At 68.5% G+C, this 22630-nt stretch carries 23 protein-coding genes; 14 read left to right on the plus strand and 9 right to left on the minus strand.

What is annotated here, in order from left to right:
• From WC493_RS14145 to WC493_RS14155, 3 genes are all read left to right on the plus strand, one after another.
• A partial coding sequence (locus tag WC493_RS14145; RefSeq protein WP_373066177.1) for an OmpA family protein occupies positions 1 to 714 on the plus strand: 714 nt, incomplete at its 5' end.
• 91 nt (positions 715 to 805) lie between these two features.
• Positions 806 to 1936 (plus strand): flagellar motor protein MotA, encoded by a 1131-nt coding sequence (locus tag WC493_RS14150; RefSeq protein WP_373066178.1) that lies wholly within the window; start codon positions 806 to 808, stop codon positions 1934 to 1936.
• A 1-nt stretch (position 1937) separates the two neighbouring features.
• Positions 1938 to 2972 carry a peptidoglycan -binding protein gene (locus WC493_RS14155; protein WP_373066179.1) on the plus strand — a complete coding sequence of 345 codons (1035 nt, stop codon included), beginning with the start codon at positions 1938 to 1940 and terminating at the stop codon, positions 2970 to 2972.
• 137 nt (positions 2973 to 3109) lie between these two features.
• Here the strand turns inward: WC493_RS14155 and WC493_RS14160 are convergent, their stop codons facing one another.
• From WC493_RS14160 to WC493_RS14175, 4 genes are all read right to left on the minus strand, one after another.
• Positions 3110 to 3622: a TIGR00645 family protein gene (locus WC493_RS14160; RefSeq protein WP_373066180.1), complete on the minus strand. Its 513-nt coding sequence runs from the start codon at positions 3620 to 3622 to the stop codon at positions 3110 to 3112.
• Positions 3623 to 3685: 63 nt separating this feature from the next.
• The gene (locus WC493_RS14165; protein WP_373066181.1) at positions 3686 to 4999 is read right to left on the minus strand and encodes an MFS transporter; all 1314 of its coding nucleotides are present in this window, start codon (positions 4997 to 4999) and stop codon (positions 3686 to 3688) included.
• A gap of 39 nt (positions 5000 to 5038) precedes the next feature.
• A complete protein-coding gene (gene cysQ / locus WC493_RS14170) occupies positions 5039 to 5824 on the minus strand; it encodes a 3'(2'),5'-bisphosphate nucleotidase CysQ (RefSeq protein ID WP_373066182.1) in 786 nt (261 codons plus the stop codon).
• 31 nt (positions 5825 to 5855) lie between these two features.
• Positions 5856 to 6059 carry a DUF3553 domain-containing protein gene (locus tag WC493_RS14175; RefSeq protein WP_373066183.1) on the minus strand — a complete coding sequence of 68 codons (204 nt, stop codon included), beginning with the start codon at positions 6057 to 6059 and terminating at the stop codon, positions 5856 to 5858.
• A gap of 164 nt (positions 6060 to 6223) precedes the next feature.
• Between WC493_RS14175 and WC493_RS14180 the strand changes: the two genes are divergently transcribed.
• The 6 genes from WC493_RS14180 to WC493_RS14205 all read left to right on the plus strand — a co-directional run bounded on the left by WC493_RS14180 (position 6224) and on the right by WC493_RS14205 (position 13366).
• Positions 6224 to 6838 carry a histidine phosphotransferase family protein gene (locus tag WC493_RS14180; protein WP_373066184.1) on the plus strand — a complete coding sequence of 205 codons (615 nt, stop codon included), beginning with the start codon at positions 6224 to 6226 and terminating at the stop codon, positions 6836 to 6838.
• Positions 6839 to 6952: 114 nt separating this feature from the next.
• Positions 6953 to 9679 (plus strand): chemotaxis protein CheW, encoded by a 2727-nt coding sequence (locus WC493_RS14185; RefSeq protein ID WP_373066185.1) that lies wholly within the window; start codon positions 6953 to 6955, stop codon positions 9677 to 9679.
• 35 nt (positions 9680 to 9714) lie between these two features.
• On the plus strand, positions 9715 to 10080 hold the full coding sequence (locus WC493_RS14190; protein ID WP_373066186.1) for a PleD family two-component system response regulator: 366 nt from the start codon (positions 9715 to 9717) through the stop codon (positions 10078 to 10080).
• The gene (locus tag WC493_RS14195; protein ID WP_373066187.1) at positions 10080 to 11261 is read left to right on the plus strand and encodes a chemotaxis response regulator protein-glutamate methylesterase; all 1182 of its coding nucleotides are present in this window, start codon (positions 10080 to 10082) and stop codon (positions 11259 to 11261) included. Before WC493_RS14190 ends, WC493_RS14195 begins: the two co-directional genes overlap by 1 nt.
• Positions 11262 to 12074, plus strand: coding sequence for a protein-glutamate O-methyltransferase CheR (locus WC493_RS14200; RefSeq protein WP_373066188.1), 813 nt, complete (start codon positions 11262 to 11264; stop codon positions 12072 to 12074).
• 80 nt (positions 12075 to 12154) lie between these two features.
• Entirely contained in the window at positions 12155 to 13366 is a 1212-nt protein-coding gene (locus WC493_RS14205) for a helix-turn-helix domain-containing protein (protein ID WP_373066189.1), read from the plus strand.
• Between the two features lie 209 nt (positions 13367 to 13575).
• Here the strand turns inward: WC493_RS14205 and WC493_RS14210 are convergent, their stop codons facing one another.
• A complete protein-coding gene (locus WC493_RS14210; RefSeq protein ID WP_373066190.1) occupies positions 13576 to 14700 on the minus strand; it encodes an NADH:flavin oxidoreductase in 1125 nt (374 codons plus the stop codon).
• Positions 14701 to 14800: 100 nt separating this feature from the next.
• Between WC493_RS14210 and WC493_RS14215 the strand changes: the two genes are divergently transcribed.
• The 3 genes from WC493_RS14215 to WC493_RS14225 all read left to right on the plus strand — a co-directional run bounded on the left by WC493_RS14215 (position 14801) and on the right by WC493_RS14225 (position 16533).
• Positions 14801 to 15181, plus strand: coding sequence for a winged helix-turn-helix transcriptional regulator (locus WC493_RS14215; RefSeq protein ID WP_373066191.1), 381 nt, complete (start codon positions 14801 to 14803; stop codon positions 15179 to 15181).
• Between the two features lie 90 nt (positions 15182 to 15271).
• Complete coding sequence (locus tag WC493_RS14220) at positions 15272 to 15502, plus strand: hypothetical protein (RefSeq protein WP_373066192.1); 231 nt, start codon at positions 15272 to 15274, stop codon at positions 15500 to 15502.
• 74 nt (positions 15503 to 15576) lie between these two features.
• Positions 15577 to 16533, plus strand: a complete 957-nt coding sequence (locus WC493_RS14225; RefSeq protein ID WP_373066193.1) for an alpha/beta fold hydrolase — start codon at positions 15577 to 15579, stop codon at positions 16531 to 16533.
• A gap of 20 nt (positions 16534 to 16553) precedes the next feature.
• Here the strand turns inward: WC493_RS14225 and ctrA are convergent, their stop codons facing one another.
• The gene (ctrA, locus tag WC493_RS14230) at positions 16554 to 17264 is read right to left on the minus strand and encodes a response regulator transcription factor CtrA (RefSeq protein ID WP_373066194.1); all 711 of its coding nucleotides are present in this window, start codon (positions 17262 to 17264) and stop codon (positions 16554 to 16556) included.
• A gap of 191 nt (positions 17265 to 17455) precedes the next feature.
• Here ctrA and fliI point away from each other — a divergent pair, with 191 nt between their 5' ends.
• Together fliI and WC493_RS14240 are read left to right on the plus strand one after the other, a co-directional pair.
• Positions 17456 to 18775, plus strand: a complete 1320-nt coding sequence (fliI, locus tag WC493_RS14235; RefSeq protein ID WP_373066195.1) for a flagellar protein export ATPase FliI — start codon at positions 17456 to 17458, stop codon at positions 18773 to 18775.
• Positions 18776 to 18779: 4 nt separating this feature from the next.
• Positions 18780 to 19208, plus strand: a complete 429-nt coding sequence (locus WC493_RS14240) for a hypothetical protein (RefSeq protein ID WP_373066196.1) — start codon at positions 18780 to 18782, stop codon at positions 19206 to 19208.
• A gap of 6 nt (positions 19209 to 19214) precedes the next feature.
• Here the strand turns inward: WC493_RS14240 and WC493_RS14245 are convergent, their stop codons facing one another.
• The 3 genes from WC493_RS14245 to WC493_RS14255 are packed head-to-tail and all read right to left on the minus strand — an operon-like array spanning position 19215 to position 22623.
• Positions 19215 to 20726 (minus strand): hypothetical protein, encoded by a 1512-nt coding sequence (locus tag WC493_RS14245; RefSeq protein WP_373066197.1) that lies wholly within the window; start codon positions 20724 to 20726, stop codon positions 19215 to 19217.
• Entirely contained in the window at positions 20723 to 21532 is an 810-nt protein-coding gene (locus WC493_RS14250; RefSeq protein WP_373066198.1) for a MinD/ParA family protein, read from the minus strand. The genes WC493_RS14245 and WC493_RS14250 overlap by 4 nt, the downstream gene beginning before the upstream one ends.
• On the minus strand, positions 21529 to 22623 hold the full coding sequence (locus tag WC493_RS14255; RefSeq protein ID WP_373066199.1) for a GTP-binding protein: 1095 nt from the start codon (positions 22621 to 22623) through the stop codon (positions 21529 to 21531). The genes WC493_RS14250 and WC493_RS14255 overlap by 4 nt, the downstream gene beginning before the upstream one ends.
• Positions 22624 to 22630 lie beyond the last annotated feature (7 nt).

A 22630-nucleotide genomic window follows, 5' to 3' on the forward strand; every position in this document is an offset into this window, starting at 1 on the left:
GAACCGGCGCCGGTCGTGGAACCCCCGGCGGCCCCACCCCCGCCGCCTCCGCCGCCGCGCCCGGTGGTGGACGCGACGACGCCGCGCATGCTGGCGATGACCGAGCTGGGCACCCGGCTGGGCGAGCCCGCCGTGCCGCCGGCTGCCCCGCCCGCGCCGCCACCGCCGCCACCACCGCCACCAGCGCCGCCCCCGCCTCCTCCTCCGCCTGCGGTGGAGACGGCGCCGGAACCCGGCAGGCCGACCGATCTGACCAGCGCCCTACCGCCGGCGCCGGAACCCGAGCCTGCGCCGGCCCCCGCTGTCGCGCCTGAACCAGCGCCAGCACCTGCCCCGGCCCCCGTGGCGGCGCTGCCCGCCGCACCCGGCCCGGTCCCGGCCGGTACCGGCGGCCTGCCCGCGGTGGCCAAGCCGGTGGGCAAGGTCTCCTTCGCCACCACCAGCGACGTGCTGGACGACGCCGCCAAGGCGGCGCTCGATACAGCGGTCCAGCAGTTGCAGACGCCGGAGGGGCGCATCCTGCTGCGCGGTTTCGCCAGCGGCGCCAACGACACGGCGACGGGCGCCCGCCGTCTGGCCCGCCAGCGTGTGCTGGCGGTGCGCACCTATCTGATCGAACATGGCGTGGCCGCCAACCGGATCGACCTGCGTGCGGTCGGCATGGCGCCGGATGCGCCGGTGGCCGACGGGGTGGACATCGCCCTGATGCCTTGATGCCGGGGCCGCGCAGGCGCCCGGCATCGGAAAGTCTTGAGCCGAAACGGCCGCAGGTATCGTTTGTGCTGCGGGCCGGGGGACGAGGACCATGAATCCCGATCGCTACCTGTTGCGCATGACCTTGTTCCTGCTGGTGATCGTCGCCGTCGCGGTGGTCCTGCTCGGCCCGGCCAGCCGCTTCTTCGCCACCAATGTGCCGCTGAATTCGGTGATCCTGGCGGTCTTGCTGCTCGGCATCGTCTACATGCTGCGGGAAGTGCTGGCGCTCCGCCCGGAAGCGCGCTGGTTCGAGCGCCTGACCCGCCAGGACCCGGCGCTGAATTCGGCCCCCATGCCCGACCTGCTCGGCCCGATCGCGGCCACCATGGGCGAGAGGCGCGGCAGCCGCTGGCAGCTCGGCCCGACCGCATCGCGCGCCCTGGTCGACGGTCTGGCTGCCCGGCTGGACGAGAAGCGTGAGATCGGCCGCTATCTCGTTTCCCTGCTGATCTTCCTCGGCCTGCTCGGCACCTTCTGGGGCCTGCTCTCGACGGTGTCGTCGATCGGTGATGCCATCCGCAACCTGAACATCACCGGCGGCGGCGATTTCCCCGCCATGTTCGGGGAACTTAAGCGCGGTCTCGAGGCGCCGCTGTCGGGCATGGGGACGTCCTTCTCGTCCTCGCTGTTCGGCCTTTCGGGCTCGCTCGTGCTCGGCTTCCTGGAGCTTCAGGCGGGCCAGGCCCAGGGCCGCTTCCTGGGCGAGGTCGAGGATTACCTGACCGCCAATACCCGCCTCGGCTCCTCCGGCCCGGTGGGCGAGGGCGAGGGTGGCGCCGGCGTGCCTGCCTATGTCTCCGCCCTGCTCGAATCGACGGCCGAGAGCCTTGACCGGCTCCAGCGCACCATGGCCCATGCCGAAGAGAACCGCGCCACGGCGAACGAGGCCCTGGTCTCGCTGACGGAACGGCTGGCCACGCTCGCTTCCCAGATGCGGGCCGAGCAGGAGCTGATGGTGCGCATCGCCGAAGCCCAGATGGAGCTGAAGCCCGCCCTGCAACGCCTGGCCCAGGCCCAGGCGACTCCGGCGCTCGACGATGCCGCCAAGGCCCATCTGCGCAGCATCGACACCGGCATCACCCGGCTCACGGAGGGCCAGCGCAGCGGCCTCGACGAAGTGGCGGCCCAGGTCAAGATCCTGACCCGGACGATCGCCGCCATGGCGGCCGAGGAGCGCTGACGTGGCCTCGCGCAGCCGGCGTTTCCGCGACCAGGGGCCGGTCAATATCTGGCCCGGCTTCGTCGATGCGCTGACCACGCTGCTCTTGGCGATTTCCTTCCTGCTCTCGGTCTTCATGCTGGCGCAATTCTTTCTCAGCCAGGCACTGTCCGGCCGGGACGAGGCGCTGGTTCGGCTCAACCGCCAGATCGCCGATCTGACCGATCTCTTGGCGCTCGAACGTCAGGCCAATGCGGAACTTCGCCTCTCGGTCTCCAGTCTCTCGGCCGGGGTCGAGAAGGCGAACGGCGAGCGCGACACGCTCCGCGCCCAGCTCGCGGAGCAGGGCGAGAATGCCGAGGGCCTGCAAGGCGAGGTCGGCGCGCTGACCGCCGAGCTCGACCGCGAAAAGGCGCTCAGCGCCGATGCCCAGGCCCAGGTCGATCTCCTCAACCGCCAGCTCGCCGAACTCCGCGAGCAGTTGAAGGAGATCGCCGCCATGCTCGACCAGTCCGACACCAAGGACCGGGAATCCCAGGCGGTGATCGCCGACCTCGGGCGAAGGCTCAACCTCGCCCTCGCCAGCAAGGTCGAGGAGTTGGCGCGTTACCGCTCGGAATTCTTCGGGCGCCTGCGTGAAGTGCTGGGCGACCGGCAGGACGTCCGCATCGTGGGCGATCGTTTCGTCTTCCAGTCGGAAGTGCTCTTCGCTTCCGGTTCGGCCGAGCTCGGCCAGGGCGGGCAGGACACGCTGGCCCGTTTCGCCGCGACCTTGAAGGAAATCGCGGGGCAGATCCCGACGGACCTGCCGTGGATCCTCCGCGTCGACGGCCATACCGACGTGACGCCGATCCTCAATTCGCCGCTCTATGCCTCGAACTGGGAACTGTCGACCGCGCGCGCCGTGGCCGTGGTGAAATTCCTGATCGCCCAGGGCATCCCGGCCGAGCGCCTGGCCGCCGCCGGCTTCGGCGAATTCCAGCCGCTGGATGCCAGCGGCACGACAGAGGCGCTGGCCCGGAACCGCCGGATCGAGCTGAAACTGACCGAACGCTGAGGGCGCTTTCGATTGCGTTCCTATTGCGTCGTGGCCCGTGGCTGTTCGGTCAAGGTCAGCAGGTTGTTCACGACTTCTTGGCGCCACGTGTGATCGTCATGGCCGGGCGAAGTCCCGGCCATGACGGGAGGGGCGTTTCAGGCCTTTTCCTTGGCGCCCTTGGAGAAGGCCAGCTTGTCGATGATGGCCATCAGCAGGGTCGAGACCACCAGCGTCATGTGAATGCCGATCAGCCAGGCGAGCTCGGTCGAGGAATATTTGCCGACGCTGACGAAGGCCTTGAGCAGCTGGATCGACGAGATCGCCACCATGGAGGCGCCCAGCTTGATCTTCAGCGTGCCGGGGTCGAGCTTGCCGAACAGGGGCGGCGTGTCCTGGCCTTCCCTCACGTCGATCTTGGAGACGAAATTCTCGTAGGAACTGATCACCACCATGGTGATCAGGCCGGCGACCAGGACGAGGTCGATCAGGGCCAGCGCTTCCAGGATGATGGTCGAATCGTCCGTCTCGGTCAGCGTGCCGATGACATGGAAGAAATCGACGTAGAACTGGACGGTCAGCACCACCAGCATGGCCGCGAGGCCGAGATAGAGCGGCACCAGAAGCCAGCGGCTGGCCAGGATGGCCTGTTCGATCACACGTTCGAGCATCGATCTCCCCCAATATTGCAGTGCGCAAACTGGGGATCGCTCGGCCCGAGATCAAGGGGGTGATCAGAGGTGCGGCAGTCCGTCGTCCATCTCGTCGTAGCCCTCGGCCCCGGCAGCCCCGGCCCGGCGGGCGTTGGGATCGAGGAAAGAGATCGCCAGGCCGAGAGCGAGCAGCCCGGCACCGATGAAATAGGGTAGCGCAGGGTCGAGTTTATAGGCCGGCATGGCGATGAAGGGCATGAACAGGAAGCCGACCGCGTTGGTGGCGTTGCTGAGGCCGGCGACGGCACCCTGTTCGTGCCGGCGGACGACGAGGGAGGCCACGGCGGAATTGCCCGGCCGCGACATGCCCTGGCCGAGCCCGATCATGGTCAGCGCGAAGACGAGCGGCCCGAGCTGAAAGGAAAAGCCCAGCGCAAGGAAGGCCGCCGCTGCGATGCCGAGGCCGGTCCGCTCCAGCACGGGGGCCGACATGCGGAAGCGATGCACGATCACGAGCTGGCCGAAGAGCGCGGCGAGGGAGGCCGCCATCAGGCCGATGCCGGCGAATTGCGCCGCCGAATCGAGCGGCAGCGAGAGCCGGTCCATCATGTAGAAGGCGACGGTCTGGATCATGATCGCCTGGGCGGCCGAGATCAGCACGCCGTTGACGAGATTGAGCGTGATGCGCCGGTCCAGGATGCTGAGCCGGATGCGCGGCGGCTTTTCGAGCCGGGCCTGGCCTTCGGGCAGGAAGCGCCAGATCGCGGCGGCGCTGACGAGGCCGAGCAGCACGGTGAAATAGAAGGGCACCAGGATGCCCAGGATCACCAGGCTGGCCGAGACGCCGGGGCCGATGGTGGCGCCGAGGCCATAGGCGGCGCCGATGGTGGCGACCGCCCTTGTCCGCTCCTCCCGCGCCGTCCGCTCGGCGACATAGGCCTGGGCGGCCGGATTGGCGGCCGAGACGATGAGGCCGTAGAGCGAGCGGGTGACGATCAGGATCGGGAAGGCGACGGCGATGGGCAGCCAATGCGCCTGCGCCGCTTCCAGCGCCACGGTGAACAGCAGCATGGAGAGGGCGAAGCCGAACAGCCCGATCAGGATCGTGCGCTTGCGCCCCAGATGGTCGGAACGCCGGCCCCACCAGGGCGTGGTCAGCACCCAGAAGGCCGAAGAGAGCACGAAGATGCTGCCGACCTGGAGTTCGGACAGGCCGAGATCGCGGGCGATCGGCGGCAGGATGGCGTAGACCACGGCCTGCGAGAAGCCGGTGCACATCAGCCCGAGGGTGAGCACCAGGAAGGCGCGGCGCCTTTCGGCCTGCGGCACCACCAGGGCCGGCCGTTCCTCGTCTTTCGCCTTCTGGGGGGCGAATTCACCGTTGTCTCTGGGCATGGTCCTGGGGCCGGGAGGCCGGATGCGGGAAGGGCGGGGTCAGCCGCCCCTGACGACGAACTTCGGATTGCGGAACTCGGGCTTGCCATAGGAGAGGGCGGCGCCTTCGAGGGTGGTCACCGTGCCGCCGGCGGCCAGCACCACGGCATGGCCGGCCGCGGTGTCCCATTCCATGGTCGGTCCCATGCGCGGGTAGAGATCGGCCTGGCCTTCGGCGACCAGGCAGAATTTCAGCGACGAACCGGCCGACAGGATGGTCTCGACCTGGAGGTCGGCCAGGAAATCGTCGGTTTCCTTGTCGCGGTGGCTGCGGCTGGCGACCACGGTGAGGCCGGCCGGCGGTACCGGGCGGACGCGGATCGGCTGGGGCGGCAGGCCCTGGCGGCGCACGGCGGCGGTGCCCATGCCGTGGCCGGTATGGGTCCAGCCCTTGGCAGGCGTGTGGACCACGCCCATGACCGGCACGCCGTCCTCGATCAGGGCGATGTTCACGGTGAATTCGCCATTCCGCTTGACGAATTCCTTGGTCCCGTCCAGCGGGTCGACCAGCCAGAATTGGCGCCATGCGGCGGGATTGCCGGCCGGCAGCTGGCCGGCCGCCGCCAGTTCTTCGGCGACCACGGGAATTTCCGGGGTCAGCTTGGCGAGGCCGGCCAGGATCACCGCCTCGGCCGCCAGGTCGGCGTCGGTCACCGGGCCTTCGGCGCCTTTCGAGCGGACGGCGAAATCGCTCTCGTAGATCTTCATGATCTCGACGCCGGCCGCCCTGGCCAGGTCGGCGAGGGGGACGATCAGGTCGGCGCGGGCGGAAGCATCGAAGGGCATGGTGGACCGGGACGCAGAAGAAGGATGCGACTTAATAGCGGGTCTCGGCGGCGCCGTCGACAAGCTCCAGGTCTACCACGGCAACATTGATGAGCCGCTTGCCCGCATGTTCGAAATTCACCGTGACGCGGGCGCCCACCACGCTCTGGACCTGGCCCAGGCCCCAGTCCGGCTCCTGCGGGTGGCGCACCCGTGCCCCGGGGGCGAGCAGGCTGGCGGCGGGATGGCGCGGCATGGCTTGACCTCTGCGACGAAAGAAATTGTGCGGCGGGGGGTGCGCTGCGTTAATCTGCGACCCCCGGCCGGACTGTCTGGCGCCGCCAGTGTCATCCCGTGGCACCGCTACAGCAAGGGCCACGAAGGCCGGGTTTCCGTCGTCCTGTTTCAATCGGTGTCGTCTTGTCTTCGATCGATCCCCTGGCCCTCACCGGCCTCATCTGCTCGCGCCTTTGCCACGACCTGGTCGGGCCTGTGGGGGCGGTGGTGAACGGTGTCGAGCTGCTCTCGGATGCCGAGGACGACGAGGAATTGCGCGAACAGTCGCTCGGCCTGCTCGGCGACAGTGCCGCGGAACTGACCGCACGGCTGAATTTCTTCCGCATCGCCTTTGGCTTCGCCGACGACAGTTCGAGCCTCGGACGCGACGAGGCGGCAGAAATCGTCGCCGCGGCCCTGCGCGGCCGGCGCATCCAGACCAGCCTCGACGGCATGGGCACGAGCCTCACGCGGGCGGAGGCGCGGCGCCTCTTCCTGCTCGCCCTGATCGCGGCGGACTGCCTGCCGCGCGGCGGCCGGCTCGGCCTCGGCGCCGGCCCCACCGCCACGGCGGAGGGCGAGCGCTGCGCCCTGCCGGCGAGTCACGAACGCATCATCGCGGGCGACGAGGCCGAGGCCGAGGCGCGCACCGCCCCCCTCGTCCTGTTGCGCCACCTGGCCGCCGCCGCCGGCCTCGCCCTGTCCGCAGCGTCGGAGCCCGGGCGGGTGGTGCTGCGGCTGGCGCCCGCCGCTTCCTAGCGGCCGGGCGGTCGTTCATCGAATATTTACGCCCCCGGTCGAGCATGGGGCAGATCAACCATCTCGACCGGGCGCGGTGCGGCCACGACCGGCGAACGACGACCGGGGGTGCCCGTGGACGACCTGCTGCGAGAATTTCTGACCGAGACGGCCGAGAACCTCGACGTCGTCGACGTCGAGATCGTGAAACTCGAACAGGATCCGAACAATCGGGACGTCCTGTCGAACATCTTCCGCCTGGTCCATACCATCAAGGGCACCTGCGGCTTCTTGGGCCTGCCCCGGCTCGAAGCCCTGGCCCATGCCGCCGAAAACGTGCTCGGCAAGTTCCGCGCCGGCGAGATGACGGTGACCGAGGATGCGGTCAGCCTGATCCTCGAGGCGCTGGACGGCATCAAGGCGATCCTCTCGGTCCTGGAAGCGACCGAACAGGAGCCGGCCGGCGACGACGCCGCGATCATCGCCCGCCTGGACGACATGGCCGAGGGCCGCTACACCCCGCCCGCCGCCGCCGTACCCGCTCCCGTCCCGGCACCGGCGCCCGTCCCCGCCGCCGAAGTCGTCGCGATGCCGGCGGTATTGCCCGAACGGACGCCGAAGCCGGGCGAAGTCAGCCTGGACGAACTCGAGGCCGCCTTCCAGATGGCGCCGGGACCGGAGGCGATCGCCGCCGGTGCCCCGCCGCTGCTCTCTGAAGAGGAAGCGGCGGCGACCGCCGTGGTCGCCCGTGACCAGCAGGCGCCGCCCGCCCGCCCCGCCGAGCACGCCGATGCCGAGCCGCGCGGCGAGAGCGCCGTGGCGAACCAGACGCTGCGCGTCTCGGTCGACCTCCTCGAAAACCTGATGACCATGGTTTCGGAACTGGTGCTGACCCGCAACCAGCTCCTCCAGATGGTCCGCCGCATGGGCGACACCGAATTCTCCGGCCCGCTGCAGCGCCTGTCGCTGTGCACCAGCGAGCTGCAGGAATCGGTGATGAAGACCCGGATGCAGCCGATCGGCAACGCCTGGGCCAAGCTGCCGCGCATCGTGCGCGACCTTTCCCACGAGCTGCGCAAGAAGATCGACCTCCAGATGCATGGCGCCGAGACCGAACTCGACCGCCAGGTGCTGGAACTGATCAAGGACCCGCTCACCCATATGGTGCGCAATTCGGCCGATCACGGGCTGGAGACGCCGGAAGAGCGCCGCGCCGCCGGCAAGCCGGAGACCGGCCGGGTCACCCTGAACGCCTATCACGAGGGCGGCCACATCATCATCCAGGTGGCGGATGACGGCCGCGGCCTGAACCTCGCCAAGATCAAGGCCAAGGTGGCGGCCGGCGGCTATGCCTCCGAGGCCGAGCTGGAAGCGATGTCGGATGCCCAGCTCGGGCGCTACATCTTCCACCCCGGCCTGTCGACCGCGGAAAAGGTGACCAGCGTCTCGGGCCGCGGCGTCGGCATGGACGTGGTGCGCACCAATATCGAGAAGATCGGCGGCACCATCGACCTGAAGACGGTGGCCGGCAAGGGCACCACCTTCCAGATCAAGATCCCGCTGACGCTGGCGATCGTCTCCGCCCTGATCGTCGAATGTGCGGGCGAGCGCTTCGCCGTGCCGCAGATCGGCGTGGTCGAGCTGGTGCGTGCGACGCCCGATTCCGAACACCGGATCGAGGTGATCAACCGCACCCCGGTCGTCCGCCTGCGCAACCGCCTGTTGCCCCTGATCTTCCTGGCCGACACGCTGAAGCTGGTGCCGGAAGGCACCAAGCGGCCGGACGAAGCCTTCATCATCGTCGCCCAGGTCGGCAACCAGACCTTCGGCATCGTCGTCGACCGCGTCTTCGACACCGAGGAAATCGTGGTCAAGCCGGTGGCCAGTATCCTGCGCAACAACACCCTGTTCTCGGGCAATACCATTCTCGGCGACGGCAGCGTGATCATGATCCTCGATCCCAACGGCCTCGCCCTGCAGACCGGCGAGGCGCTGCGCGAGAACCAGGACGGCCAGACCGAAGTGGTTGCCGCCGGCGCCGCCGCCGAGCGCACCTCGCTCCTGATCTTCAAGGCCGGTGGTGCCGAACCCAAGGCGGTGCCGCTGTCCCTGATCGCCCGCCTGGAGGAGATCGAGGTCGGCCGCATCGAGCGTTCCAACGGCAAGCCGGTGGTGCAATATCGCGGCCGCCTGATGCCGCTCGTCTGCCTCGATCCCGAATTCCGCCTGAAGACCGAGGGCGGCCAGCCCGTGCTGGTCTTCGCCGACGGCGAACGGGCCATGGGCCTCGCGGTCGACGAGATCGTCGACATCGTCGAAGACGAGCTGAAGGTCGAGCTGAAGGCGGCCCGCCCGGGCCTGATCGGCACCGCCGTGGTGGCCGGCCAGGCGACCGGCGTGGTCGACGTCGCCCATTACCTGACCATGGCCTATGACGATTGGTTCCGCCGCTCCGCCGCCGAAATGCCGGCGACCGAGCGCCACCGTTCGCTCCTCCTGGTCGACGACAGCCCGTTCTTCCGCAGCATGATCATGCCCGTGCTCTCGGTCGCCGGTTACGACGTGACCGCGGCGGAGGATGCCGCTTCGGCCCTGAAGCTGCGCGAACAGGGCGCCAAGTTCGATCTCATCCTGTCCGACATCGAAATGCCCGGCATGGACGGCTTCGAATTCGCCGAGACCGTGAAGGCCGAGGGGCGCTGGCGGGATACGCCGATCATCGCGCTGTCCTCGCGCACGGCGCCGTCCGATTTCGAGCGCGGGCGCCAGGTCGGCTTCATCGACTATGTGGCCAAGGGCGACCGCGAGGGCTTGCTCGAATCGCTGCGCTCGACGCTCGATAACAAGCGCCGCGCGGCCTGACGCTGCGCGGCCGGTCACAAAGGTAGGGGCGAGCGATGAAGGCGTGTCTTGTCGTCGACGATTCCCGCGTCATCCGCAAGGTGGCGCGCCGCATGCTGGAAGAGATCGGCTTCGCGGTCGACGAGGCGGCCGACGGCAAGGAAGCCCTGGAGCATTGCGCCGCCAAGCTGCCGGACTTCATCCTGCTCGACTGGAACATGCCGGTGATGAACGGCCTCGAATTCCTTCAGGCGCTGCGCGTCATGCCGGGCGGTGACGCTCCCGTGGTGGTGTTCTGCACCACCGAGAACGACCTGGACCACATCCAGCTCGCCCTCGAATCCGGCGCCAACGAATACATCATGAAACCCTTCGATCGCGAGATCCTGGAAGCCAAGCTCGCCTCGGTCGGTGTGCTCTGATGGCGGGTGCCGAGCCAACCGGGGACAGGCCGGCGGACGACGGACCGCTCCGGGTCATGCTGGTCGACGACTCGGCGGTGATCCGCGGCATGGTCGGCCGCTGGCTCGAGGCGGAGCCGGACATCGAAGTGGTGGCGACCGCGGCCAATGGCGCGCTCGCCGTGCGCCAGGTGGCGCGCGCCAATCCCGAGGTGGTGATCCTCGACATCGAGATGCCCGAGATGGACGGGCTGACCGCGCTGCCCGAGATCCTGAAGCAGGTGCGCGGCGTCCGCGTGCTCATGTCCTCGACCCTGACCCGGGCCGGGGCCGAGGTTTCCATGAAGGCGCTGACCCTCGGCGCCGCCGACTATCTGACCAAGCCGAGCTCGACCCGCGAGGCCGGCACGGTCGACGCCTTCAGGGCCGAGCTGGTGGCCAAGGTGCGCGCCCTCGGCCAGGCCGCCCGGCGCCGCAACCGCCTGATCGGCCGGCCGGCGGTATCGGCCGCCCCGGCTCCGGCGCCCGCCTTCGGCATCGCCAAGCGGCCGCCGCCGCCGGCACCCGCCGCACCCGCCGTCGTCGCCCTGCGCGCGCCCGGCACCGTGCGGCCGCAGGTGATCGCCATCGGCTCCTCGACCGGCGGGCCCCAGGCCCTCGCCGCCGTGCTCGGCACCATGGCGCAGCGCGTCGAACAGCCGATCCTGATCACCCAGCACATGCCGGCGACCTTCACCGCGATCCTGGCCGAGCATCTGGCGCGCTCCAGCGGCGTGCCCGCGGCCGAGGGTGTGGACGGCGAGGCGATCCAGGGCCGGCGCATCTATGTCGCCCCCGGCAACCGCCACATGCTGGTGGACCGTTCGGGCAATCAGCGGGTGATCCGCCTGACCGACGACCCGCCGGAGAATTTCTGCCGTCCCTCGGTCGATCCCATGCTGCGCTCGATCGCCGCCGCCTATGGCCCGGCGGTGCTCACCGTGATCCTGACCGGCATGGGCCAGGACGGGCTGGTGGGCGGCCGCGCCATCGTCGCCGCGGGCGGCACCGTGCTCGCCCAGGACGAGGCGAGCAGCGTCGTCTGGGGCATGCCGGGGGCCGTGGCCACCGCCGGCATCTGCGCCGCCGTGCTGCCGCTCGGCGAGATCGGGGCAGCGGTCGAGCGCATGGCGCGCGGGCCGCTGCTGGCGGGGGTGCGCTGAATGAACCCTGCCGATTTCCAGTTCCTGGCCGACCTGCTGAAGACGCGCTCCGGCCTCGTGCTCAGCGGCGACAAGGGGTATCTGGTCGAATCCCGCCTGCTGCCGATCGCCCGGAAGCGCGGCCTCGGCTCGCTCGACGGCCTTGCGGCGGCGCTCCGCCGCCGGGACGAGGCGCTGATCCGCGACGTGGTCGAGGCGATGACCACCAACGAATCCTTCTTCTTTCGCGACAACACGCCCTTCGACCTGTTCAAGGGCTACGTCCTGCCCCGCCTGATGGAGACCCGCGCGGGCGAGAAGCGGATCCGCATCTGGTCCGCCGCCTGTTCGACCGGGCAGGAGCCCTATTCGCTCGCCATGCTGCTCTCGGAACAGAAGGCGGTGCTGGCCGGCTGGCGGATCGAGATCGTCGGCACCGACATTTCGGCCGAAGTCCTGACCCGGGCCAAGAACGGCCTCTACACCCAGTTCGAGGTCCAGCGCGGCCTGCCCATCCAGCTCCTGGTCAAATATTTCAAGAAGGACGGCGAGCAGTGGCGGATCGCCCCCGAGATCCGCTCGATGGTGCAATACCGCGAATTCAACCTGCTCGACTCATTTGCCAGCCTCGGCCGCTTCGACATGGTCTATTGCCGGAACGTGCTGATCTACTTCGACCAGCCCACCAAGAGCCAGATCCTCGACCGCATCGCCCGCCTCATGCCCGACGACGGCATGCTCTGCCTCGGCGCCGCCGAAACCGTGCTCGGCCTGACCAACAGGTTCAAGCCGGTGAAGGACCGACGGGGGCTTTACGAGGTGGCGGCGGGGTAGAGGGGGGCGCGCGTACTAGGCTTCGCCTCCACTCACCCTCAGAGCTATGATTGGTGGCCCGAGCTCGATAGGGACCGCAAATGACACTGCAATATGTCCTTCTTGACGCCATAAACGAATCTCATCTCAAGCGCCTGATTGAAGCGAAAGTACCGGAGGCGCGAAATATTGAATACAAGCTCAAGAGTTATGGCGATGGGGAAAGGGATAGGGCTGAATGGTTGGCCGATGTCACGTCTTTTGCCAACACGGCTGGCGGCGATATAATAATTGGAATGAAAGAAATCGCTGGTGTTCCAACGGGAATATTTTGTCTTGATGTCGACGTTGATAAGGAAATTCTTCGTCTTGAGCAAATGGCTCAATTCAACATTGAGCCCCGGATTGCGGGTTTGTCGTTTAGGCGTGTACCTGTTACGGGAGGAGAGATTTTAATCATTCGGGTTCCCCGGAGTTTCAATCCTCCGCACCGGGTTGTTCGAAACGGTACAGGAGGTAACAGATTCTGGGCTCGATCTTCTGCAGGGAAATATGAACCGAACGTTGAAGAACTTAGATCATTGTTCAATTTTGCGCCCCACCTAGCCGATCGTATTAGAGATTTTCGATTTGATAGATTGGCAAAAATAACTGCTGATCTTATTCCGGTAAAGATGATAGATCGAGCGCGCATCATAATTCATGTTGTTCCATATTCTTCTCTAAATCCCGCCTGTTCTCCAATCTCTCTGGCTGCCATCAATAGTAACCCACACAATTTTTCGCCTATTGGATCCAGGTCAGCTGGTAACTGGTGGGTAAATTTCGATGGTATTTTTCTTCCATCGAATGCTGATGCCGCCTCGCCAACGCAACGGGCATATACGCAGGTATATCGGAATGGCCGCCTTGAAGCTGTTGCCTCCTCAATTTCAAAAGTAGGGGGGCAAAGGGAAGAGCGTCCGAGACTGGCCACAATTGATATTGAAGGCTACATACTTATGGGCATCGTTCGCTATCTTAAAGGCCTTAAAGTTCTTGACGTGGAGCCGCCTTTCGTAGTGATGGTAAGTCTCGTCGGTGTGAAAGGGACGCAAATCGGTGTTGGTCTCCATGGTATCGCTGATGATATATCTACGCTCTCGGAGGACCAATATCATTTTTCAGAGGTTCTTTTTGATAGCGTTCCAAACAGTATTCAAGAGTGTGGCGTAATGATGAGGCCTCTTATAGAGCAGTTGGCAAATACGGCGGGGGCAGTTGCATCGGCATCATACGGACCGACAGGAGAGTACCTGCATCCATTTAGTTGATTTGTGTACTCGGTGTCCTTCTGAGAGCCCGTTTGGAAATTCGTCATCCCGGCCGAAGAGCCGGGATCTCCTGACGCGAAGGCGCCGGAAACACGGGTCGAAAGGTCCCGGATCTCCGCTTCGCTGCGTCCGGGACGACGATATCCTGGAATTTCCAAACAGGCTCTGAGGAGGGACCCGGCTCGGCCGGGCCCAACACTTCACTTCCCCTACACCAGCTCCGCCAACGCCGAAGCCTCGAACCCCTTCAGCTCGCCCGTCCGTCCCGTTTCGATCTTCTCGACCCAGGCGGGGTCGCTGAGGAGGGCGCGGCCGACGGCGATGAGGTCGAATTCGTCGCGTTCCAGGCGGGCGAGGAGGGCGTCCAGGCCGACGGCGCTGGAGCCTTCGCCGCCGAAGGCGGCGATGAATTCGCCCGAGAGGCCGACGGAGCCGACGCTGATCGTCTTGGCGCCGGTCAGCTTCTTGGCCCAGCCGGCGAAATTGAGGCCGTGCTCGCCGTCGACCTCGGGGAATTCGGGTTCCCAGAAGCGGCGCTGCGAGCAGTGCAGCACGTCGACCCCGGCTTCGACCAGGGGCAGCAGCCAGTCGGTCATCTCGGCCGGGGTGGTGGCCAGGCGGGCGGTGAAATCCTGCTGTTTCCACTGGCTGACGCGGAGGATGAGCGGGAAGCCCGGGCCGACGGCGGCGCGCACGGCGGCCACCACTTCGGCGGCGAAGCGCGCACGCTCGCGGATGGTGGCGCCGCCATAGCGGTCGGCGCGGTGGTTGGTGCCGGACCAGAAGAACTGGTCGATCAGATAGCCGTGGGCGCCGTGGATCTCCACCGTGTCGAAGCCGAGGCGCTTGGCGTCGGCGGCGGCGCGGGCGAAGGCGGCCACCGTGTCGGCGATCGCTGCCTCGGTCATGGCGTGGCCGCGGGGGACGCCGGGGGCGACCAGGCCGGACGGGCTCTCGACCTCGACCGGGGGCTCCCAGCCGCTCATGCCGGGGACCGAGCCGGTGTGCCAGATCTGCGGCCCCATGCGGCCGCCGGCGGCATGGACGCCGTCGATCACCGCCTGCCAGCCGGCCAGCGCCGCGGCGCCGTGGAAGAAGGGAATATTGGCCTCGTTCCGCGAGACCGGACGGTCGATCACCGTGCCTTCGGAGAGGATCAGGCCGACGCCGCCTTCCGCCCGGCGGCGGTAATAGGCGGCATTGGCGGGGCCGGGAATGCCGCCGGGCGCGGCGTTCCGCGTCATCGGCGCCATGACGACGCGGTTCTTCAGCTCGAGCGAGCCGATGCGCAGGGGACGGAACAGAACATCGGTGGCAGCAGACGAGACAGACATGGGGGGACTCCGTTGTCGCGGGGTCTCATTTAGGTATACGTTATAAACCTAGCGTCAATCAGGCACTTTACGTCGCCCAGGTATACCGAAGGAAACCGCCATGATCGCCTGCCAGGCCGAGCGCTTCGCCGCCGATTGTCCGAGCCGCGCCGTGCTCGATCAGATCGCCGACAAATGGTCGGTCATGGTGCTGGCCGTGCTCGATGCCGGGCCGCAGCGCTTCAATGCGATCAAGCGCCGGCTCGAAGGCGTCACCCAGAAGGCGCTCACCCAATGCCTGCGCCGGCTGGAGCGGAACGGGCTGGTCACGAGGCGGGTGCTGCCGCTCTCGCCGGTCGCGGTCGAATACGAGATCACGGCGCTCGGCCGCACGCTGCAGCCGCCCTTCCTGGCGCTCTATCGCTGGATCCTCGACCACATGCACGAGATCGAAGCAGCGCGGAACGATTTCGACGGCCGCCAGACCGCCCAGGCTGCCTAGCCGGACAGGCCGGTCAGGCCCGGACGGTTGGCCCCCGGCGCCCTTCGTGCCATTCTGCGCCGGTCACGGGGCCGTTTCGACCGAAGTCCCATGCCGGCCGCCAAAGGGCACCACCGCCCGGGCCTTCTGCCCGCCGCCTGCGGGCTCGTCCTGATGCTCGCCGCCCCCGGCGCGGCCCTCGCCGGCTCGACCGCTGCCGAGGCGGTGGCCGGCGATCTCTCCTCCGCCCCGGTGTGCGACGAAATCCGCGGCACCGGCCCCGGTGTCCGACACGGCGCCGGCCGCCCCTCGAGGCGGGCCGGCACACGCCGCCTTTCCTGACAATCTGTCATCCCCCTTGCGCCAACCGCTACGACCGCCCAAACTTCCGCCCAACGACAAGAGGGGAGGCGGCCGTGGCACCAGCCAAGGGGCACGGAACGAGCAGTCTGGGACGGTTGGTGAAGCTCCGCGCGGGCGACCTCGAGGTCACGGCCTTCGAGACGCCGGCCGCCGGGCGGCGCGGTGGGGGGCACAAGGGCGCGGCGCCGGTGGCGCTCTGCCTGCACGGCTTTCCCGACAATCCGCATTCCTTCGACGAATTGGCCCCGGCCCTGGCGGCGGCGGGCTTCCGTGTCGTCGTGCCGATGATGCCGGGCTATGAACCTTCGTCCCAGCCGGCGGACGGCGACTATTCGGTGGCGGCCCTGGCCGATCACCTGGGCGCCCTGATCGAGGGGCTGAACCTGGGCGACACGCCGCTCCACCTGATCGGCCACGACTGGGGGGCGGTGATCGGCCATGTCGTCGCTGCCGACCGGCCGAAGACCCTGGCGAGCTGGACCGCGATCGCGATTCCGCCGACCGGGCGGCTGCTCGCCACCGCGGCCTCTGCCCCCTGGATTCTGCTGCCCTTCTGGTACATCGCCCTGTTCCAGGCCCGCGGGCTGGCCGATTGGCTGCTCGAACGGCACGACTGGCGCCTGGTCGAGGTGCTGTGGCGGCGCTGGTCGCCCGGCTGGCAGGCGCCGGCCCGGGCGCTCACCTCGGTCAAGGCGACGCTGGCGGGGCCGGGGGTGAAACACGCGGCGCTGGCCTATTACCGCGCTCTCTTCGCCGTGCTGAGCCCGCGCTTTCGCGAAGGCATGACCCGCGCCTCGCGCCGCATCAAGGTGCCGAGCCTGATCCTGGCCGGCAGGAACGACGGCTGTTTCCCGGTCGGCGCCTTCACCCGCGCGGTCAGGGAGCAGGATTATCCGGCGGGCGTCCGGCTGGAGATCGTCGACGGCGCCGGCCATTTCCTGCACCGGGAAAAGCCGGAGACGGTGAATGCGCTGATCGTGGCGCATCTGCGCAAGGCGGCGGGGGGCTGACGCCCCAGCCGCTACGGAGATCAGGCGCGGGCCTTGGCCTTGGTCGGTTCGGCCTCGACATGGTCGCGCAGGACATAGCCGCGGCCCCATACGGTCTCGATGTAATTCTCGCCGCCGGTGGCCGAGGTCAGTTTCTTGCGCAGCTTGCAGATGAAGACGTCGATGATCTTCAGCTCGGGCTCGTCCATGCCGCCATAGAGGTGGTTCAGGAACATTTCCTTGGTCAGCGTGGTGCCCTTGCGGAGCGACAGCAGCTCCAGCATGCCGTATTCCTTGCCGGTCAGATGGACCGGCTTGCCGTCGACCTCGACCGTCTTGGCGTCGAGGTTCACGGTCATGCGGCCGGTGATGATCTGCGACTGGGAATGGCCCTTGGAGCGGCGCACGATGGCGTGGATGCGGGCCAGCAGTTCATCGCGGTGGAACGGCTTGGTCAGATAGTCGTCCGCCCCGAAGCCGAGGCCCTTGACCTTCGACTCGATGCCGCCGATCCCGGTCAGGATCAGGATCGGCGTGTCGACCTTGGCGGCGCGCAGCTTGCGCAGCACGTCGAAACCGCTCATGTCCGGCAGGTTCAGGTCGAGCAGGATGATGTCGTAGTCGTAGAGCTTGCCGAGATCCAGCCCCTCCTCCCCCAGGTCGGTGGCATAGACGTTCAGCCCTTCGGCCCCCAGCATCAGCTCTATACTTTTCGAGATCTGAGGATCGTCCTCGATCAGAAGCACGCGCATCGGCACCCCCTGCTCTGACGGCGTAGCGTTTCAACCATTCGTAAAGGTTAACATGACGCCCGTCCGCGGCCTTTGCAACACCCTACAATCCGCTGCCTGACGGTTTTTTGACGTCCGCCCAGGCAGGCGATCTTTACCCCGGGTTAAGCCTCTCGGGGCGATCATCTCCGCGTCATGGGGAGAGCCGTTCCTTGCAAGCCCTGATCGCCGAAATCGCCGCCACCCCGAGTGTGACGCGCTTTGCCCGCGTCGTCGCGGTGCAAGGCCTCGTGGTCGAGGTCGCCGGGGTCAAGGGCATGATCGGCATCGGCTCGCGCATGCGCCTGATCGGCCGCGACGGGACCGAAACGCTGGCCGAAGTGGTCGGCTTCTCCGAGGCGCGGGCGCTGGCCATGCCCTTCGGCCCGATCGACAACGTCGGCATGGGCTCCAAGGTGATCATCGAGGACGGCGTCGCCGCGATCTATCCGTCGGACGACTGGCTCGGCCGGGTGATCGATTCCCTCGGCCGCCCGGTCGACGGCGAAGGTGACCTGCCGCGTGGCGCCGCCGCCTATCCCCTGCGGGCGGCGCCCCCGCCCGCGCACCAGCGGAAGCGGGTGGGGACCAAGATCGATCTCGGCGTCCGCTCGATGAACACCTTCCTGTCCTGCTGCCGGGGCCAGCGCATGGGCATTTTCGCCGGCTCCGGGGTCGGCAAGTCGTCGCTGCTCTCGATGCTGGCGCGCTATTCCTCGGCCGATGTGATCGTCATCGGCCTCGTCGGCGAGCGCGGCCGCGAGGCCCGGGAATTCATCGAGGACGACCTCGGGCCGGAGGGCCTGGCGCGCTCCGTCGTCGTGGTCGCGACCTCGGACGAGAGTGCCCTGATGCGCCGCCAGGCGGCCCATATGACGCTGACCGTGGCCGAATATTTCCGCGACCAGGGCAAGGATGTGCTCTGCCTGATGGATTCGGTCACCCGCTTCGCCATGGCCCAGCGCGAGATCGGCCTTTCGGGCGGCGAGCCGCCGGCCAGCAAGGGCTATACGCCGACCGTCTTCGCCGAACTGCCGAAGCTCCTGGAACGGGCGGGGCCCGGCACCGGCAAGGGCTCGATCACCGGGCTCTTCACCGTCCTCGTCGAGGGCGACGACCACAACGAGCCGGTCGCCGATGCCGTGCGCGGCATCCTCGACGGCCATATCGTGCTCGAACGCGCCATCGCGGAACGAGGCCGGTTTCCCGCGATCAACATCCTGCGCTCGGTCAGCCGCACCATGCCCGGCTGCAATACGGCCGAGCAGAACGCCCTGGTCAGGACCGCACGGCGTTACATGGCGGCCTATGACGACATGGCGGAGATGATCCGCCTCGGGGCCTATCGCCGCGGCGCGAGCGAGGAGATCGACACCGCGATCGACCTCCACCCGGCACTGGAAGCCTTCCTCGGCCAGCGCAAGACCGAGCCCTCGACGCTCGAGGAAGGCTACGGCGAACTGGCGCGCATCCTGGCGCCGGTAATGGAATAGGGCGATGGCGAAGAAGGGCTTGCCCACGCTGATCCGCCTGCATCAGCGCCAATTGGACGAGAAGCGCCGCATGTTGGCGGAACTCGAACAATTGCGCGCCGAGCTCGACACCAAGATCATCGCGCTCGACGCCGAAGTGGCGCGCGAACGTGTTGCCGCGGCCGCCTCGCCCGAGGTGCTGGCGCAATTCGCCGCCTATTTCGACGGTGCCCGCCAGCGCCGCGACACCATGCTGCGCACGATCGACGAACTGGCGCCCAAGATCGAGGGCGCGGCCAATGCCGTGGCCGCCGCCTTCCAGGACGTCAAGCGTTACGAGATCGCGGTCGACCTGAAGAAGCGCCAGCAGCAGGCAGCGGAAGCGCGGGTCGAGCAGGGCGACCTCGACGAGATTTCGATCACCCAGCACCGCCGACGCCGCGACAAGACCTGAAGCCGCTCAGGCGGTGATCGAGAGCCGGAGCCCGGCCGGCTGCGCTTCCGGCGTGTCGAGCGAGAGGGGGCCGCGCGGGCCTTCCTGGACCTGGAACGACAGGGTGCCGGCGAGCCCGGCCGTCTCCATCAGGGCGGTGTAACGCTTGGCCAGTGCGTCCCGCAGGTCGGCGGCGATGGCCCGGCCGCTGCGCAGCACGGTGTCGATCCGCTCGGGCTTGGCGAAGCCGTCGATCTGCACGGCGCCCAGCTCGCTCAGGGCCAGCGAGACCATGAAACGGGTGCCATTCCGGGCCGTCCTGCGCCGGGTCGCGGCCTCGCCCTCCGCTTCTTCCTCGGCCGCCTCGGGTTGATGGCTTTGGACGAAGATCACCACGGGCTGGATCTCGCGGCCGTCGAAGAAGGGCAGGGGGATGGGCCGCCAGCCCTGGGCCGGTGCGGCGTCGGTCGCCGCCTTGGCCAGTTCGGCGAATTCGGCGCCGGCCCGCAACAAGGGGCCGGGGCCGGCCTTGGCGGTGGCGGCGGCCTGCCTGTCGTCGCCCAGCAGGCGCTTGAAATCCTTGAAGCGTAGCGCAGCGCCCAGCAGGGCGACCGCGAGGCCCTGGCCCTGCTCCTGGCCGAGGCCTGGCAGCAGCCGGGCGAGCGCCGAGGTCTCGACGCCGTCGCCGGCGAGCAGGCGGTCGAGATCGGCGAGGGCGGTGCGGCCGGCGGCGAACTGGCGCACCGCTTCCGGCATGGCGGCCAGGGTGGGCAGGCGGGCGACCGGCACTTCGGGCCGGCTCGGCAGGCCGACCGGGATCCGGCTCGCCACTTCGAACAGCAGCCGGGTGCCGACGGCGATGGCGCGCGGCGCATCGGGAATCTCGACCGTGCTGCCGTCGGCGGCGGCCAGGACCAGGGTCACGGAACCGTCGGGCAGGGCCTGCCGCGCGGTCACTGTGGCGGCCAGAAGCGGCGCCCCGGGCAGGGCCGGTGGCCCGAGGCGGAGGGCCAACGAGGCGAGCGGGCGGCCGTCCGCCCCGGTCTGCGTCGCCTGGAACAGCGGGCGGGCGGTGGCGTCGCCGCCTGGAGCCGTGGGCGCCGTCGGTCCGCCGATATAGGAAAGGTCGAGGGCGAGCGGGGCGGCCGGGCGGCTGCCGCCGGTGGCCGTGCTCAGGAGGACGGAGAGCAGGTTGGCGGCGCCGGTCACCTGCAGGCTCACCCGGCTGCCCGGCGGCGGCAGGGGCGTGCCGGCGGTGATTAGGGCGAACAGCCCGGCGTTGGTCGCTATGGTCGGCCGGCCCTCGGCATCCGGCCCGGCGATCAACCCGTCGAGGACGGTGCCGGGCGGCAGTTGCAGAAGGTCGGCGGCGAGTTGGACGGCGGCATCGGGTCCGTGCGCGATGCCGCTTCCCGGCGGCCCCGCGCCAGTACCTCCGGCGCCCTGGCCGCGCGGGCCGGAGCCGGGCGGCTGGCGTGCGTCGCCGATCGTCGTTTCGATCCGGGGCGGCGCGGTCGCCGCTGTGACGGGATCGATCACTCGGGCCTCATCAACACGGTCGCCAGTGCCTCGACATCGGCCGCGGCGTCGGCATTCGGGTGGCGGGTCAGGAGCGGCGTCTGGTAACGGATGGCGTCCTTGACCTTGAGGTCGCGGCGCACGATGCCGGCCAGCGGCGGGCTGAATTTCAGGAAATTCTCGCAGGCGCGCTTCAGCGTGGCATAGGTCCGCTCGCCCTCGGTCTTGCTCGACGCCATGTTGACGACGACGCGGAGGTCGGGCCTCGGGCTCAATTTGGCCGCGACCTTGATGAAGGCATAGGCATCGGTCAGCGAGGTCGGCTCGTCGGTGACGACGACCAGGACGCGGCCGCCGGTCGAGGCCAGGATGAGCTGGGTCGTGTCGATGCCGGCGCCGATGTCGATGACCACCTGGTCGTAACGCGGCGCGAGGTCGATCACGCCCTGGCGCAGCAGCGAGACTTCCTGGCGGGTGAGCGAAGAGAGCGCGCCCGAGCCGGACTTTCCGGCGACCACGTCGAAACCGGTGGTGGCGACGGCGGTGACGGCGGCGCCGAGATCGGTGCCGGTGGCGATCACCGCGCCCAGGTCCTGCTCCGGCATCAGGCCGAGCTGGATGTCGACATTGGCGAGGCCGAGGTCGCCGTCGAACAGCAGCACCTTCTGCCCGGCCCTGGCCAGGGCATGGGCCAGGGTGATGGCGAGCCAGGTCTTGCCGACGCCGCCCTTGCCGGAGGCGACCGCGGTGATCCGCTTCACCTCCGGCCGGCGCTGGACCAGCGAAGGGGCGAAGGGCTGGGCGGAGGCGATGGGCTCGTTACTCATTGGGCGGCCTCCTCGACATGGGGGTCGGCTTCGATGTGATCGTAGTCCTGCATGATCAGCCGGGCGAGTTCGGTGGCGTCGATGGCGCGGAGGCCCTGGCCGACGAAGGGGCTGGCGCCCACTTCGGCGAGGGCGAGGGGGCCGGCGTCGGCCGCCGCGATCAAGGCCCCCAGGCGCCGGGTCGCGTCGAGCCTTGTCACGATCAGCCGGCGCACGCCGAGGCGGGCGAAGGCGCGCGCGGTGTCCATGGCGTCATGGGCATCGGTGCCCGCGGCCATGACCAGCACGGGCTCGACATCGGCGGCGGCGAGCAGGCGGGTGAGTTGGGTCATGTCGCCCTCGTCGAAGGGGTTGACGCCGGCGGTATCGATCACGGCACGGCGGTGGCGCGCCCCGCCGTGCTCGAGCTTGGCCAGTTCGGCCGGCGTGGCCGCGAGGCCGAGGGGTTGGTTCATGGCCCGGAGATAGGCTTCGAGTTGGGCCGTGGCGCCGGCCTTCAGCGTGTCGGTGGTGACCACGCGAAGCGGCGTGCCGTTGGCCGCGGCGCGGGCCGCGAGCTTGGCCGTGACCACCGTCTTGCCGACGCCGGGCGTGCCGACCAGCATGATCGAGCGGGCCGGCTGGTCGGGCAGGGGCGCGAAGCGCAGCGTGGTCGACAGCGCATGGGCCAGCGCGTCCGAGGGTGAGCCGCCGGAAAAGGCACCGGCGACGCGCACCAGCTTGTCGATATGGCGCCGCGGCGTGCGGTGGTATTCGAGCGCGCGGGCGATCTGGCGGGCGAAGGCGTCCTGGGTGCGGGTCTCTTCCGCTTCCGGGCGCTCGGGCGCGTTGATCTGAGCCAGGCGCCCGGCCAGCAGGGCCTCGATTCGGTCCTCGTCCCGTCCCAGGGGGCGCAGGGGATCGGGCGCCGCGGCGGCCGGCGTGGCGACAGGCGGCGGCGCGGGCGGCAGGTTTTCGACCGCAGCCACGACCTCGATCATGCCGCGCGCGGCGCGCCGGCTCGACACGATGATGGCGTCCGGGCCGAGCGCCTTGCGGATCTCGGCCATGGCCTCGGCCATGTTGTGGGCGTGGAAGGTGCGAAGCCGCAAGTCTCAC

Source organism: Zavarzinia sp. (assembly GCF_041650655.1).
Taxonomy (GTDB): Bacteria; Pseudomonadota; Alphaproteobacteria; order Zavarziniales; family Zavarziniaceae; genus Zavarzinia.